Below are 13,625 nucleotides of genomic sequence, written 5' to 3'. Positions count from 1 at the left end.
TGCGCTCTCGTCGTTCAGCCGATGCGCAGTCGCTTCGTCGCGACCTTGTCGGCGAAGAACCGGTCGTGGCTGACCACGACGATGGCACCGGGGAAGTGCACGAGTGCGCGCTCCATCACCTGCGTGCTCGCGAGGTCCAGGTGGTTCGTCGGCTCGTCGAGGAGGAGCACCGAAGCTCCGGAGAGCAGGCACTGGGCCATGGCGACGCGGGCGCGCTGCCCACCCGAGAGCATGCCGATCTTCTGTTTGAGGTCGGCGTCGGAGAACTGGAACATGCCGAGGAAGCGGTTCACCGACTTCTTCGTCGCTGCGAAGGCGAGGCTGTCGGGCATGGCGCCGACGGCGTGCGCGACCGTGTCGGTGAGGTCCAGCTCGTCGACCATCTGGTTGTAGGACGCGTATCTGACCCCGCCGGTCCACGTGACGTGACCGGCGTCGGCGCGTTCGTCGCCCTCGAGGATCCGGAGGAACGTGGACTTGCCCGCACCGTTCGGACCGTGGACGACGATGCGTTCGCGGCGGCCGATCTCGAGGTCGAGTCCGTCGAACAGCGTGTGCTCGCCGTAGGCCTTCGTGAGCCCCTGGATCCGGCAGAGCGTGTCCTTGATGTGCAGGCCGCCGTAGATGTCGGTGATGATGTCGTCGACCGGACGCGGCGGCCTGGCCTTCTTGATCTTCGCCAGCTGCGAGGAGAGGTCCTTCTTCCCAGCGGCCTTGGCCGCCTCGCGACGGTCCGAGATGCCCTCGGCCTCGAAGGCGAGCAGTTCGGACTCGTGGACGAACTGCGCCTCGAGGCTCTTGAGCCGGAACTGCTTCTGGACGACGTACTCGTCGAAGCTCCCGGGGTACTCGTGGAGGTGGAAGTTCTCGACCTCGACGATGCGTGTGACCACGGCGTCGAGGAAGGTCCGGTCGTGCGAGACGACGATCGCCGCGCCGCGGAACGAGCCGAACCAGGATTCGAGCCACTCGACCCCCGCGACGTCGAGGAAGTTCGTCGGCTCGTCGAGGAGCAGGACGTCCGGCCGCTCGAGGAGGATCTTCGCGAGCGCCGCGCGGTTGCGCCAACCACCGGAGAGCGAGTCGATGGGGAGCACGCGGCGCGCGGCGTCGAAGCCGAGCGTGGTGAGGGCGGTGTCGATGTGGCGCTGGTAGTCCCAGCCGTCCTGGCGCTCCATCTCCTCGAAGAGTTCGGCCTGCCGTTCGATGAGCTTCGTCATCCCGTCGAGGTCGTCCGGGTCGGCGGCGATCGCGGCGTCGATGGATGCGAGTTCCGCCTCGATGGCGTGGATGTGACCGAAGAGCCCTTCGAGGACCTCGGTGATGGTTGCGCTGCCGTCGAGCTCCGAGAACTGCGAGAAGTACCCGATCCGCGTCCCGTCCTCGATGGTCACGGTGCCCGAGTCCGGCTGGAGCTGGTCGAGCGCGAGCTTCAGGAGGGTGGACTTGCCGGAGCCGTTCCGGCCGATGAGCCCGACCCGGTCGCCTGGCTCGAGCCGGAAGAAGACGTCGCGGAGCACCGGGCGCTCCTCGAACCGGACGGTGACGTCGTGCAGGCGGATGAGACTCATGGGGACCTCTCGAGGAGCGGGGATGCGGGTGGAATGCGGGAGATCGTCGTCCGGGGGAGGCGTGGGCGACGGATCACCTCACCTCGCGCGGATCAGATGTGGTACTCGGGATCGAGCAACGCGAGGCCGTGGGCGCCGCTCCCGCGCGGGCGCTCGACCGCCGGGACGCCGAGCAGCAGACTGCGGGGTGGGCAGGCCTTGGTGACGACGGCGTTCGCGCCGACGATGGTCCCCGCACCGATCAGGATGGGCCCGAGGATCTTCGCCCCGGCACCGACGGCGACGCCGTCACCGATGGTCGGGTGGCGCTTGCCGACGCCGCGGCTCTTCCCGCCGAGGGTCACGCCGTGGAAGATCATGACGTCGTCGCCCACTTCGGCCGTCTCGCCGATGACGACGCCCATACCGTGGTCGATGAAGAACCGCCTGCCGATCCGGGCGCCCGGGTGGATCTCGATCCCGGTGAGGAACCGGGTGAACTGCGAGCCGAACCGGGCGAGGGTGCGGAAGCCGCGCCGCCACAGTCGATGGTGCAGCCGGTACGCCCAGACGGCGTGCAGACCGGAATAGCTGAGCGCGATCTCGATGGTGCCGCGGGCCGCCGGATCGTGTGCGCGTGCGGCACCGATGTCCTCGCGGACCCGCGACAGCATTCCCATGCGTCGAGCCTAGTCGCGCAGGTCGTCGTACATCGTCGTCGACAGGTAGCGCTCGCCCGCGTCGGGGATGATGACGACGATGGTCTTGCCGGCCATCTCCGGACGGCGTCCGACCTCGAGGGCTGCCCACACCGCGGCGCCGGAGGACATGCCGCCGATGATGCCGTCGTCGGTCGCGAGGCGTCGTGCGGTCGCGTAGGCCGTGTCGGTCTCGACCGGGATGATCTCGCTGAACAACGAGGTGTCGAGGATGTCGGGCACGAAGTTCGGGCCGATGCCCTGGATCTTGTGTCCACCGGCGCGACCCTCGCTGAGCAGCGGGGAGTCCGCGGGTTCCACGGCGATGATCTGCACGTCGGGGTTGTGCTCGCGGAGCCAGCCGCCGACGCCGGTGATCGTCCCGCCCGTCCCGATGCCCGCGACGAACGCGTCGACCGTGCCGGCGGTGTCCTCCCAGATCTCGGGTGCGGTCGTCCGCCGGTGGATGGCGGGGTTCGCCTCGTTCTCGAACTGCCTGACCCAGACGGCGCCGGGGTGCTCGGCGACGATGCGCTGCGCCTCCTGCACGGCGTTCGCCATCCCCTTGGTCGGATCGGTGAGGACGAGCTCGGCACCGTAGGCGCGGAGGAGGGTCCGGCGTTCCTTGCTCATCGAGGCGGGCATCGTGAGGATGACCCGGTAGCCCCGCGCGGCTCCCACGAGGGCGAGCGCGATGCCGGTGTTCCCGCTCGTCGACTCGACGATGGTCCCTCCGGGCTGCAGCTGGCCCGAGGCCTCCGCCGCATCGACGAGCGCGATACCCAGACGGTCCTTGACACTCGATCCGGGGTTGTAGAACTCCAGCTTCGCCAGGACGGTCGCGCCGACACCCTCGGCGATGCGGTTCAGACGGACGAGCGGGGTACGGCCGTAGGCCTGGGTGATGTCGGTGTAGACGGTGCCGGTCACGGTGTTCCTCTTCCTCGAACGGGGCTCGGTCCAGCCTACGACCTGGCCGATCGGGGGTGTCCCGTGTGACGACGAGGGTCGCCGGCCCGCGGCCGCACCGAGGCGGTGGGGTAGGCTCGGTGCGGCCCACCCGACCAGGCCGCCCCAGATGATGACCTCGCTCATGCCCAGCACCCCTTCCGCCGCCGCCGCAGACACCCCGTCCGCCGGCCACCCTGCGACCGTCGAACTCGCGCGCCGACACGCCGTCGAGATCCTCATCCGTGCAGCCGTGCCGTCACCCGACGTCGACGCGGAGCTCCTCCTCGGACACGTGCTCGGACTCGGTCGCGGGGCTGTACAAGCCGCGGCGATCACCGGTCGCGTGTTGGACGCCGAAGAACGCACCGTGTTCGCCGAGCTGGTCGAGCGTCGGGCCGCGCGCGAACCGCTGCAGCACATCACCGGTCGCGCCGCGTTCCGTTCGATGGAACTCGCGGTCGGACCGGGCGTCTTCGTCCCGCGCCCCGAGACCGAGTCGGTCGTGCAGTTCGCGATCGATGCGCTCCGAGCCGTGCCGATCCCTCGGCCCATCGGCGTCGACCTCGGCACCGGCAGTGGAGCGATCGCGCTGGCGATGGCGACCGAAGTCCCGAACGCGGCGATCTACGCGACCGAGAACTCGGTCGAGGCGTTCATCTGGGCGAGACGGAACTTCGCCGAATCCGGTGCAGCCAACGCCACCGTGGTCTTCGAGCACCTCGCCGACGCCTTTCACGAGCTCGACGGCTCGGTGGACGTCGTGATCTCGAACCCTCCGTACGTCCCGGACGACGCGATCCCGCGCGATCCCGAAGTGCGTCTCCACGACCCCTCGGCCGCGCTGTACGGCGGGCCGGACGGTCTCGACGTGGTGCGCCAGGTGTCCGCCACCGCGCAGCGACTGCTCCACCGGGGCGGCACGCTCATCATCGAGCACGGTGAACTCCAGGGGCAGGCCATCCGCGAGCTGCTCACGGCCGACGGCTGGCACGCTGCGGCGACCCACCGCGACCTCACCACCCGAGACCGCACCACCATCGCAATCCGCTGACGCGTCGCGAGCCCGCGCTTCTCCGCTCCGTGGGCCCCTCTTCCGGTCCCTGAGCCTGTCGAAGGGCGAGTCCGAGCCGTGGATCCGCCGCTCTTCGACAAGCTCAGGGACCGGTGGTTCGGTTCAGGGAATCGAGGTTCGGTTCGGTTCAGGGACCGGTGGGACGCACCGCCCGGTGGGCCGAGTCAGGGTGTGGCCGCCACGAAGGCGTCGACCGCGGCGTCGAGTCCCGCGACGTCGAATGCCCCTGAGGCGTCCTTCGTCAGTTGGAACGCGTGCATCCCCACGGCCTCGGCGCCCGCGCAGTTCGCCGCGGAGTCGTCGATGAGCATGGTGCGGTCGGGCGCGACGCCGTACCGGCTGAGCGCGCGGGTGTAGACACGGGGCTCGGGTTTCTCCGCTCCCAGGACGGCGGACACGAGGTCGTTCTCGCCGAGGAGGGCTGCGGCCTCGGGAGCCAGCTGCGCGAAGGAGTCCCGGAACGGGATCGGGTTGTTCGACAGCAGGGAGACCGTGCCGAGGGTCGCGGCACGGGCGAGGGTGGCCAGGACGCCGGGAACCGGGGTCATCGCCGCCGCACGGGCTTCGCGCCACTCCTCGAGGGACAGCGGGTATCCGGTGACCTCGGCGAACACCGCCAGATAGTCGTCGCTCGTCGGGTACTCGCCGATGTTGGCCGCGGCCTCGTGGCCGCCGACCCACCACTGCTTCGCGAGCCGGTACTGGCTCACGCCCGTCAACCGGGAGAGCGCCGGGAGGCGTTTCCGGAAGTCGTAGTCGTACAGGGTCTTGTCGCAGTCGAAGAAGAACACACGCTCTGGCACCACTCCAGTATGCGGCCACGGGCTCCCAGGACCGGACGCGGGCAGCACGTAGACTGACCAGGCGCGTCGGGCCCACGTCCGTCGTGCCTCGGCGGTGCCGTCCCCGCCGCCGGAGAGGGTGAACCGTGGACCGTCCTGTGACCGCCTGCATCGTCATGTACCGGAACGATCGCGACAAGCTGCGTGCGGCCATCGACTCGACCCTCGGCAGCCCGCTCGTCGAGACGCTCTACCTCGTCGACAACTCGCCGACGGACGAGCTCCGCGACCTCGTGGTCGACCCGCGGGTCGAGTACCTGCACAACCCCTCGAACCCCGGCTTCGGCGCCGCCCACAACCTCGCGATCGCGAAGGTCCTCGGGCGCTCGAAGTTCCACATGGTGGTCAACCCGGACGTGTACTTCGAGCCGGAGGCGATCGAGCAGCTCCACGAGTTCATGCTCGAGCACCCCGAGGTCGGGCACGTCATGCCGAAGGTGCTGTACCCCGACGGATCCCTCCAGTACCTGGTGAAGCGGAACCCCTCCGTCTTCGACCTGTTCGCCCGCCGATTCCTGCCCGGTCCGCTGAAGCCGCTCGTCGCGAAGCGCATGGCCCGCTACGAGTACCGCGACATCGACGAGAACCCGGCGCACGACTACAGCAAGACGATGTTCGACGTGCCCTACCTCTCGGGGTGCTTCATGTTCCTCCGGACCTCGACCCTGCACCGCGTCGGCTTCTTCGACGAGCGGATCTTCATGTACATCGAGGACGCCGACCTCACCCGACGCTTCCTCCAGGTGTCCCGGACCGCGTACTATCCCGGCGCGACGATCCACCACCACTTCGCGAAGGGCTCGCATCACAACCGGAAGCTGATGTGGTACTCGATCCAGGGGGCCTTCGTGTACTTCCGCACGTGGGGATGGTTCGGACGATGAGCCGGGTGCTCGTGACCGGTGCGACCGGCTTCATCGGGACGAACCTCGTCCCCGTCCTCGAGGCGGCCGGCCACGAGGTCGTGCCGTTCTCGTTGCGCGGGTGGACGGGGGAGCCCTTCCCCGCGGACGTCGACGTCGTGGTCAACCTCGCCGGGAAGGCGCACGACCTCGACGGCACCGCCTCTCCCGAGGTCTACCGCCGGATCAACACCGACCTCGCCGAACGCGCGTACGTCGCCTTCCTGGCGTCGGACGCCACCACCTTCATCCAACTGAGCAGCGTCGCCGCGGTGAACGAGGCGACGGTCGTCGGTGTGCTCGACGAGTCCGCCGAGCCCCACCCGGTGACCCCGTACGGGAAGTCGAAGCTCGCGGCCGAGCGGCTCCTGCTCGCCGTCGAGCCCCCTGCCGGTCGCCGGACGATCGTCCTCCGTCCGACGATGGTGCACGGGCCGGGGGACAAGGGCAACCTCCGCCTCCTCTTCGGCCTCCTGTCCCGCGGCATCCCGTACCCGCTCGACGCCTTCCGCAACGAGCGCAGCTTCGTGTCGATCCAGAACCTCACGTGGGCGATCACGAGCATCATCGACACGCCCGCCGTCACGACGGGTGTCTACCTCGTCGCCGACGACGAGGCCGTGTCGACGGGGCACCTCGTCAGCCTCATCGCCGAGGTCACCGGTCGCCGGGTCCGTCGCCTGGCCCTGCCGCCGGCACTCGTCCGGCTGGCGGCCGCCGTCGGCGATCGCGTCCCCGCCGTGCCGCTCAACTCCGGGCGTCTCGCGAAGCTCACCGAGGACTACCGCGTCTCCGGTGCCCGATTGCTCGGCGCGCTCGGGCACGACCGCATGCCGACGGCGACGGACGACGGTCTCCGGTCCTCGATCGCAGCCCTCGCCGCGGAGCGCGGTGCGCCCGGCCCCGACGCGCAGTCCGTGCGCAGCCAACGCGAAGCCGGCGATCGGTAGGATCGACACGTTATGACCTCCACGCTCCCCGACGCCCCCCGTAGATGGACGCAGGCGCCAGGCCCTCGTTTCGCCGCGAAGACCGCCCTCGACGCACTGTGCTGGGTGCTCGCCATCGTGGTCGCCCAGCTCGTCCGGTTCGAGCTCGAGTACGAGCGCGTGGCCCTCGTCGGGACGGTCCTCCTGTGCGTCATCGCCGTGGTCGCCCAGCTCGTCGTGGCCTACCTGTGGAGCTACTACCACGGCCTGCACAGCTTCGGCAGCTTCTACGAGGCGAAACAGCTCATCGTCGTCGCGCTGATCGTCACCGCGATCCTCATCGCGGTCAACGCGGTGTTCGGCGTCGCCTGGGGGGTTCCGCGATCCACGACGGTCATCGCGTTCCCGTTCGCCATCGTCTTCATGGGCATCACGCGCTACGTCAAGCGCCTCTTCGTCGACAGCCGCAGTCGGCCGATCGAGGCGCAGCGCGTCCTCGTCTACGGAGCCGGTGCGCTCGGGATGTCGATCATCCCTCGGCTCATGCGCGACCCGCAGTCGCCCTACCTCCCGGTGGGCGTCATCGACGACGACCCGTCGAAGCGCAACTTCCGCATCGCCTCCGTCGCCGTGGTCGGCACGGGAGCCGACCTGGTGGCGGCCGTCAAGCGCACCGGGGCGCAGGCGCTCATCATCAGCATCGCGGACGTCGACAACGACTTCATCCGCCAGGTCAGCGAGCGAGCCGACGAGGCGAAGCTCCGGGTGCTCGTCGTGCCGCCCATCGACACGATGCTGGCTCCCGGGACGGGCGAGAGCGCGCCGAGCCTGCGCGACCTCAACGTCGAGGACTTCATCGGCCGCAACACCGTCGACCTCCAGGTCGAGAGCATCGCGGGGTACCTCACCGGCAAGCGCGTGCTCGTGACCGGTGCCGGCGGATCCATCGGATCCGAGATCGCCCGCCAGGTCAACCAGTTCGGCCCGGCGGAGCTCGTCCTGCTCGACCGCGACGAGACGGGGCTCCACACCACACAGCTCTCGATCTCGGGACACGGACTGCTCGACACCAAGGAGGTCGTGCTCGCCGACATCCGCGACCTCCCGTCGCTCATGGAGATCTTCGAGGACCGCCGTCCCGACGTCGTCTTCCACGCGGCAGCGCTGAAGCACGCTCCGATGCTCGAGCAGTACCCCGACGAGGCCTGGAAGAACAACGTCCTCGGCACCCTGAACGTCCTCAACGCGGCGCGGGCGGTCGGCGTCGGCACCTTCGTCAACATCTCGACCGACAAGGCCGCGAACCCGACGACCGTCCTCGGGTACAGCAAGCGCATCGCCGAGAAGCTCACCGCATGGATGAGCGCCCAGGAGACCGACGCGCGGTACCTCTCGGTCCGGTTCGGCAACGTCATCGGCAGCCGCGGTTCCGCCATCCCGGCGTTCACCGCCCAGATCGAGGCAGGCGGTCCGGTCACGGTCACGCACCCCGACGTCACCCGCTTCTTCATGACGATCCCCGAAGCGTCGAAGCTCGTCATCCAGGCCGGCGCGATCGGCGACCCGGGCGAGGTCCTCATCCTCGACATGGGCCGTCCGGTCCGCATCCTCGACGTCGCCAAGCGCATGATCGCCGCGTCCGGCAAGGACGTCGAGATCGTGTACACCGGTCTCCGGCACGGCGAGAAGCTGCACGAGGTCCTCATCGACACCGACGAGATCGCCGACCGCTCGAAGCACCCGAAGGTCTCGCACACGCGGATCCAGCCGCTCGACCCGGCACTGCTCGACATCGCCGTCTGGCGGGAGACGATCGCCGACGAGGGCGCCGGCACCCACCACCTGGTGCAATGACGGTTGCCATCCTGGCGGGGGTGCTCGCGCTCGTCGTGAGCCTGCTGTCCCAGCTCGCCATCCGCCCGATCCTCCTCCGTCGGGCGGTCGTCGACACCCCGAACCACCGATCCATGCACGTCACCCCGACGATTCGCGGGGGAGGGATCGGGGTCGCGCTCGCGGTCGCCGTCGGCCTCGGCACGGCCGCTGTCCTGCTCCACAGTCTGCCGCTCTGGATCGTCGCCGCCGTGTCGATCGTGAACGCGGCCATCGGAGCCGTGGAGGACGTCCGCGGACTCCCCGTCCGGGTGCGCTTCGGCTTGCAGGTCGTGCTCGGACTCGTGGCGACCTGGGTGCTCGTCGTCTCGATGGCCGCGAGTTCCTGGTGGATCCCGCTCGGGATCGTGGCGCTCGTCGCCTACACGAACATCGCGAACTTCATGGACGGCGTCAACGGCATCTCCTCGATGCACGGCACGGTCGTCGGCGGGTTCTACGCCGGTCTCGGCGCCGTGGCCGGTCTCCCGGGCGTCACGGCAGCCGGCCTCGTCGTGGCGGCCGCGTTCCTCGGGTTCCTGCCGTGGAATCTCGCTCGGCGCCGGATGTTCCTGGGCGACGTCGGCAGCTACCTGCTCGGCGGCTCCCTCGTCGCGGTCGCCATCTACGCGGCCTTCAGCGGCATCTCCTTCGTCGCGCTGATCGGCCCGGTCCTCGTGTACGTCGCCGACACCGGCACGACGATCATCGCGCGCTGGAGGCGGGGGGAGCCGCTGCACGAGGCGCATCGCAGCCACGTGTACCAGCGTCTCGCCGCCGGAGGACTCGGCCACCTCGGGTCCACCGCCGTCGTCAGCGTCGCGACCCTCGCCACCGGGCTCCTCGGGGTGGTCGTCGCGACGGGCACCTGGCCCTTCCAGGTCCTCGCCGTCCTCGGCATCCTGCTCGTCCTCGCCGTCTACCTGTGCCTGCCCAGACTGCTCGGAAGACGCCCGAGGCTATGATTGAGCGTCGTCACCCCGATCATCCGGCCGACTGATCACCGATCGGCGGCCCCGTTCAGCCAGGACCCACCACATGCCGCAGACCTTCGATTGCCAGGATCACGCGCAGCTGCTCGCCGGGATGCGCTTGGCACGGACGGCCCTGGCGAGGGGTGAGCTGGTCGTGCTCCCGACCGACACGGTCTACGGGGTGGCCGCCGACGCGTTCTCGCCGGCCGCGGTGCAGCGCCTGCTCGACGCGAAGGGTCGGACCCGGCAGTCACCGCCGCCCGTCCTCGTCTCCGGTGTGAACACGCTCGAGGCCTTGGCGGCGTCCGTCCCGGATGCCGTGCACCGGCTCGTCGAGGCGTTCTGGCCCGGCGGCCTGACCATCGTGCTCGAGGCCCAGCCGTCGCTCGCCTGGGACCTCGGCGAGACCGCGGGCACGGTCGCGCTCCGGATGCCGTCGAACCCGGTGACCCTCGAACTCCTGCAGGACACCGGCCCGCTGGCGGTCTCCTCGGCGAACCTCACCGGCCGACCGGCCGCCACCTCAGCCGCTGCCGCGCTCGAGATGCTGGGCGACTCGGTCTCGGTCTACCTCGACGGCGGCGAAAGCGGCGAGCAGTCGTCGACGATCATCGACGCGACCCGACTCGGCACAGCCGACGAACGGATCGTCGTCCTGCGCGACGGAGCCGTCTCCCGCGAGGCGATCCGCGGCGTGGTGGGCGATCTGCTCCCCGAGCCGCGCGAACCATGAGCCAGTTCTCCGGGTACCTCATCGTGCTCGTCGTGAGCGCGGGCATCACCTTCGGCTTCGCCCACCTCGCGCGGCGGGTCGGCGTGAAGTACGGTCTCCACCCGCCGATCCGCGAACGCGACGTCCACCAGACGCCGACGCCGCGGCTCGGCGGGGTCGCGATGTTCATCGGCATCCTGGTCGCGTTCGGCGTGGCCTGGCAGCTGCCGTTCTTCGACCTCGTGTTCGCCGATCCGGAACCGGTGCTGGCGATCCTCGGTGCCGCCCTGTTCATCGTCGGGATCGGCGTCGCCGACGACCTGTGGGACCTCGACTGGATGATCAAGCTCGCCGCGCAGTTCATGGCGGCAGGGCTCGTCGCCTGGCTCGGTGTGCAGATCTACTCCTTGCCCATCGGTGGCCTGACGGTCGGCTCGTCATGGGTGTCGTTCTCGATGACGGTCTTCGCCATCGTGCTCGTGATGAACGCGATCAACTTCGTCGACGGACTCGACGGACTCGTCGCCGGTGTCGCCGTCATCGCGAACACCGTGTTCTTCGTCTACACCCAGCTGCTCGTGACCTCCACCGGGGCGAGCGACTACTTCAACCTGGCCTCGCTGATCGCCGCGATCCTCGTCGGAGCCTGCCTCGGCTTCCTCCCGCTCAACTGGCACCCCGCCCGATTGTTCATGGGCGACGCCGGCGCCCTGCTCGTCGGGCTGCTCATGGCGACCTCCGCAGCCGCCGTGACCGGCCAGGTCGACCCGGCCGCCCTCGGCCGCACGCAACTGTTGCCCGCGTTCATCCCGATCTTGCTGCCGTTCGCCATCCTCGTCGTGCCGCTCGCCGACTTCGTCCTGGCCGTCCTGCGTCGTCTCCGCGCCGGAAAGTCACCGTTCAGCGCCGACCGGATGCACCTCCACCACCGGCTGCTCGACCTCGGTCACAGCCAGGTGCACGCCGTCCTCATCTTCTACGGCTGGACGGTCGTCATCTCCGTCGGATGCCTGGCGTTCTTCGCTGCCCCGACGTGGCTGGCCGTCCTCTTCGTCTCCGTGGGGGTCGTCACCTGCACGGCGTTCACCCTCCTGCCGATCGGTCGCCGCAGGCGGGCCGACCGGCTCGCGCAGCGCGTTGCCACCGGCACGGAGGGCGCTCCCGGGTCCGCGCTGTACGATCGGCTCGACGAGGCCTCCGGGCAGCGCGACCCCGAGGCGCCCGTGAGCGGCGACACCCTCGACACCCTCGACTCTCTCGCCAAGAAGGACCAGCACCCATGACTCCTCCCGCCCAGGCCGGCTCGCACGCGAGCGCCAACCGGGTCTTCCGCACGGCACTCCGGTACAGCGCGCTCCTCGCGCTCGTGATCGCCGTCGTCGGGGGAGTGGTCGGCTGGAGCGTCGACGGTTCCCGCGGGCTGACGAGTGCGCTCATCGGCACCGCGATGGCGCTCGTGTTCCTCGGCATCACCTCGGTGAGCATCCTCTTCGCCAACCGCTGGTCCGGCCAGGAGTTCTTCGTCGGCATCCTGTTCGGGGTGGTGATGGGCAGCTGGCTCGTGAAGTTCGTCATCTTCCTCGTGCTCGGCTTCATCCTGAAGGACCAGCCGTGGGTCAACGCACCGATCCTGTTCGGGAGCGTCATCGTGGGTGTCGTCGGATCGCTCGTGATCGACGCCGTCGTGGCTGCGAAGGTGCGGGTGCCCTACGTCTCGGACGACATCCTCCCGAAGGCGTCGCCGCAGGACTCCGACCCGAGCTGACGCCGCGGACGCAACGTGGTCGCGCGGGAGCATGCCGGAACCGGTATCCGAGGCGCAGCCGAGGTCGCGGCTCGGAATATAGCCGTGGAATACCACCCCTGGGTTCGTCGGGGCCCGGTTTCCTTGCTAGACTCGTCAACGAATCCTCCCACTAGCACCGCTTCGGCGTGCGGCGAGGAGACATCCCCCCTGTTCGTCGCCGCGAGAGCTCTGCTCCACGCCCCCGAAACTGGAGATACGTGCTGTTCGCTAACGCCGTGCACCTGATCGCACCGATGGCCGCCGAAGATGGCGAGTTCCACGGTCCGTCGATCGACGAGTTCTTCCCCGACATCATCCTCTTCGAGGGCACGCCCTTCGCGATCAACCGGGTCATCCTGATCCGGTTCATCGCGGTGATCGCGCTCCTCCTGTTCTTCTGGCTGTCGACGCGCAAGATGCGCCTCGTCCCCGGCCGCGCACAGAGCCTCGCCGAGATGGGGCTCGGCTTCGTCCGCGTCAACATCGCGGAAGACCTGCTCGGCAAGAAGGACGGCCTCCGGTTCCTGCCGATCCTGACGACCATCTTCTTCATGGTCCTCGCGATGAACCTGACGGGCATCATCCCCGGGCTGAACCTGGCCGGTACCTCCGTCATCGGTGTCCCGCTGGTGCTCGCGCTGGTGTCCTACGTCACCTTCATCTACGCCGGTATCAAGAAGAGTCCGGGCAAGTTCTTCAAGAACTCTCTCTTCCCCTCCGGGGTGCCGTGGCCGGTGTACATCATCGTCACGCCGATCGAGCTCATCTCGACCTTCGTCATCCGCCCGCTCACGCTGACGCTCCGACTCCTCATGAACATGATCGTCGGGCACCTGCTCTTGGTCCTGTTCTTCGCGGCAACCCAGTTCTTCATCGTGAACCTCGGCGGATGGTTCGCCCTCATGGGCGTCGGGACGCTGGCCTTCGGCCTCGTCTTCACCCTCTTCGAGCTCCTGGTCGCAGTTCTCCAGGCATACGTCTTCACCCTCCTCACCGCGGTCTACATCCAGCTCGCGGTCGCAGAAGAGCACTAATCGAGCCCGGCACCCGCCAGGTCTCACCCAACGGAAGGAAACAAACGTGGACGCAACTACCGTTCTCGCCGCCCTTGAAGGAAACATCGCGACGGTCGGTTACGGTCTCGCAGCCATCGGCCCCGCCATCGGTGTGGGTATCGTCGTCGGCAAGACGATCGAAGGCACCGCGCGTCAGCCCGAGCTGGGTGGTCGTCTCCAGGTCCTCATGTGGATCGGTATCGCCTTCACCGAGGCGCTCGCCTTCATCGGCATCGCGACCTACTTCATCTTCGTCTAAGCCCCCTTTCACATCTCCGAAGG

At 68.9% G+C, this 13,625-nt stretch carries 14 protein-coding genes; 10 read left to right on the top strand and 4 right to left on the bottom strand.

The window, feature by feature from the left end:
• Positions 1 to 14: 14 nt before the first annotated feature.
• The 3 genes from IFU30_RS18620 to cysK form a co-directional block, all read right to left on the bottom strand.
• A complete protein-coding gene (locus IFU30_RS18620) occupies positions 15 to 1,571 on the bottom strand; it encodes an ABC-F family ATP-binding cassette domain-containing protein (protein ID WP_192006665.1) in 1,557 nt (518 codons plus the stop codon).
• A gap of 92 nt (positions 1,572 to 1,663) precedes the next feature.
• Positions 1,664 to 2,230, bottom strand: a complete 567-nt coding sequence (epsC, locus tag IFU30_RS18615; RefSeq protein WP_079707200.1) for a serine O-acetyltransferase EpsC — start codon at positions 2,228 to 2,230, stop codon at positions 1,664 to 1,666.
• A gap of 9 nt (positions 2,231 to 2,239) precedes the next feature.
• Positions 2,240 to 3,178, bottom strand: coding sequence for a cysteine synthase A (gene cysK / locus IFU30_RS18610; RefSeq protein WP_079707199.1), 939 nt, complete (start codon positions 3,176 to 3,178; stop codon positions 2,240 to 2,242).
• Positions 3,179 to 3,341: 163 nt separating this feature from the next.
• On the opposite strand from cysK, the gene prmC reads away from it, so the two are divergent.
• Positions 3,342 to 4,250, top strand: coding sequence for a peptide chain release factor N(5)-glutamine methyltransferase (gene prmC, locus IFU30_RS18605; protein ID WP_249404926.1), 909 nt, complete (start codon positions 3,342 to 3,344; stop codon positions 4,248 to 4,250).
• Positions 4,251 to 4,435: 185 nt separating this feature from the next.
• Here prmC and IFU30_RS18600 read toward each other — a convergent pair whose 3' ends face one another.
• The gene (locus IFU30_RS18600) at positions 4,436 to 5,074 is read right to left on the bottom strand and encodes an HAD-IA family hydrolase (protein WP_342450896.1); all 639 of its coding nucleotides are present in this window, start codon (positions 5,072 to 5,074) and stop codon (positions 4,436 to 4,438) included.
• Between the two features lie 125 nt (positions 5,075 to 5,199).
• Here IFU30_RS18600 and IFU30_RS18595 point away from each other — a divergent pair, with 125 nt between their 5' ends.
• The 9 genes from IFU30_RS18595 to atpE all read left to right on the top strand — a co-directional run bounded on the left by IFU30_RS18595 (position 5,200) and on the right by atpE (position 13,602).
• Positions 5,200 to 5,997: a glycosyltransferase family 2 protein gene (locus IFU30_RS18595; RefSeq protein WP_139382577.1), complete on the top strand. Its 798-nt coding sequence runs from the start codon at positions 5,200 to 5,202 to the stop codon at positions 5,995 to 5,997.
• The gene (locus tag IFU30_RS18590) at positions 5,994 to 6,965 is read left to right on the top strand and encodes an NAD-dependent epimerase/dehydratase family protein (RefSeq protein ID WP_192006661.1); all 972 of its coding nucleotides are present in this window, start codon (positions 5,994 to 5,996) and stop codon (positions 6,963 to 6,965) included. The genes IFU30_RS18595 and IFU30_RS18590 overlap by 4 nt, the downstream gene beginning before the upstream one ends.
• 12 nt (positions 6,966 to 6,977) lie before the next feature.
• Positions 6,978 to 8,798, top strand: coding sequence for a polysaccharide biosynthesis protein (locus IFU30_RS18585; RefSeq protein WP_079002758.1), 1,821 nt, complete (start codon positions 6,978 to 6,980; stop codon positions 8,796 to 8,798).
• Positions 8,795 to 9,781 (top strand): MraY family glycosyltransferase, encoded by a 987-nt coding sequence (locus tag IFU30_RS18580; RefSeq protein ID WP_192006659.1) that lies wholly within the window; start codon positions 8,795 to 8,797, stop codon positions 9,779 to 9,781. The genes IFU30_RS18585 and IFU30_RS18580 overlap by 4 nt, the downstream gene beginning before the upstream one ends.
• A gap of 73 nt (positions 9,782 to 9,854) precedes the next feature.
• Entirely contained in the window at positions 9,855 to 10,523 is a 669-nt protein-coding gene (locus IFU30_RS18575; RefSeq protein WP_079707193.1) for an L-threonylcarbamoyladenylate synthase, read from the top strand.
• Positions 10,520 to 11,785, top strand: coding sequence for an MraY family glycosyltransferase (locus tag IFU30_RS18570; RefSeq protein WP_079707192.1), 1,266 nt, complete (start codon positions 10,520 to 10,522; stop codon positions 11,783 to 11,785). The genes IFU30_RS18575 and IFU30_RS18570 overlap by 4 nt, the downstream gene beginning before the upstream one ends.
• Positions 11,782 to 12,267: a hypothetical protein gene (locus IFU30_RS18565; protein ID WP_086473956.1), complete on the top strand. Its 486-nt coding sequence runs from the start codon at positions 11,782 to 11,784 to the stop codon at positions 12,265 to 12,267. The genes IFU30_RS18570 and IFU30_RS18565 overlap by 4 nt, the downstream gene beginning before the upstream one ends.
• Before the next feature lie 275 nt (positions 12,268 to 12,542).
• Positions 12,543 to 13,322 (top strand): F0F1 ATP synthase subunit A, encoded by a 780-nt coding sequence (gene atpB, locus IFU30_RS18560; RefSeq protein WP_175117868.1) that lies wholly within the window; start codon positions 12,543 to 12,545, stop codon positions 13,320 to 13,322.
• A gap of 46 nt (positions 13,323 to 13,368) precedes the next feature.
• Positions 13,369 to 13,602 (top strand): ATP synthase F0 subunit C, encoded by a 234-nt coding sequence (gene atpE, locus IFU30_RS18555; protein WP_064295310.1) that lies wholly within the window; start codon positions 13,369 to 13,371, stop codon positions 13,600 to 13,602.
• Positions 13,603 to 13,625 lie beyond the last annotated feature (23 nt).

Origin of the sequence: Plantibacter sp. CFBP 8798 (assembly GCF_014841195.1) — a bacterium.
Classification (GTDB): Bacteria; Actinomycetota; Actinomycetes; order Actinomycetales; family Microbacteriaceae; genus Plantibacter; species Plantibacter auratus.
This window is presented reverse-complemented; position numbering and strand designations above follow the sequence as displayed.

Coding starts and splice junctions, on each gene's coding strand:
- IFU30_RS18580 (WP_192006659.1), top strand. CDS start 8,795: ATGACGGTTGCCATCCTGGCGGGGGTGCTCGCGCTCGTCGTGAGCCTG.
- IFU30_RS18590 (WP_192006661.1), top strand. CDS start 5,994: ATGAGCCGGGTGCTCGTGACCGGTGCGACCGGCTTCATCGGGACGAAC.
- IFU30_RS18570 (WP_079707192.1), top strand. CDS start 10,520: ATGAGCCAGTTCTCCGGGTACCTCATCGTGCTCGTCGTGAGCGCGGGC.
- prmC (WP_249404926.1), top strand. CDS start 3,342: ATGCCCAGCACCCCTTCCGCCGCCGCCGCAGACACCCCGTCCGCCGGC.
- IFU30_RS18620 (WP_192006665.1), bottom strand. CDS start 1,571: ATGAGTCTCATCCGCCTGCACGACGTCACCGTCCGGTTCGAGGAGCGC.
- IFU30_RS18585 (WP_079002758.1), top strand. CDS start 6,978: ATGACCTCCACGCTCCCCGACGCCCCCCGTAGATGGACGCAGGCGCCA.
- atpB (WP_175117868.1), top strand. CDS start 12,543: ATGGCCGCCGAAGATGGCGAGTTCCACGGTCCGTCGATCGACGAGTTC.
- IFU30_RS18565 (WP_086473956.1), top strand. CDS start 11,782: ATGACTCCTCCCGCCCAGGCCGGCTCGCACGCGAGCGCCAACCGGGTC.
- epsC (WP_079707200.1), bottom strand. CDS start 2,230: ATGGGAATGCTGTCGCGGGTCCGCGAGGACATCGGTGCCGCACGCGCA.
- IFU30_RS18575 (WP_079707193.1), top strand. CDS start 9,855: ATGCCGCAGACCTTCGATTGCCAGGATCACGCGCAGCTGCTCGCCGGG.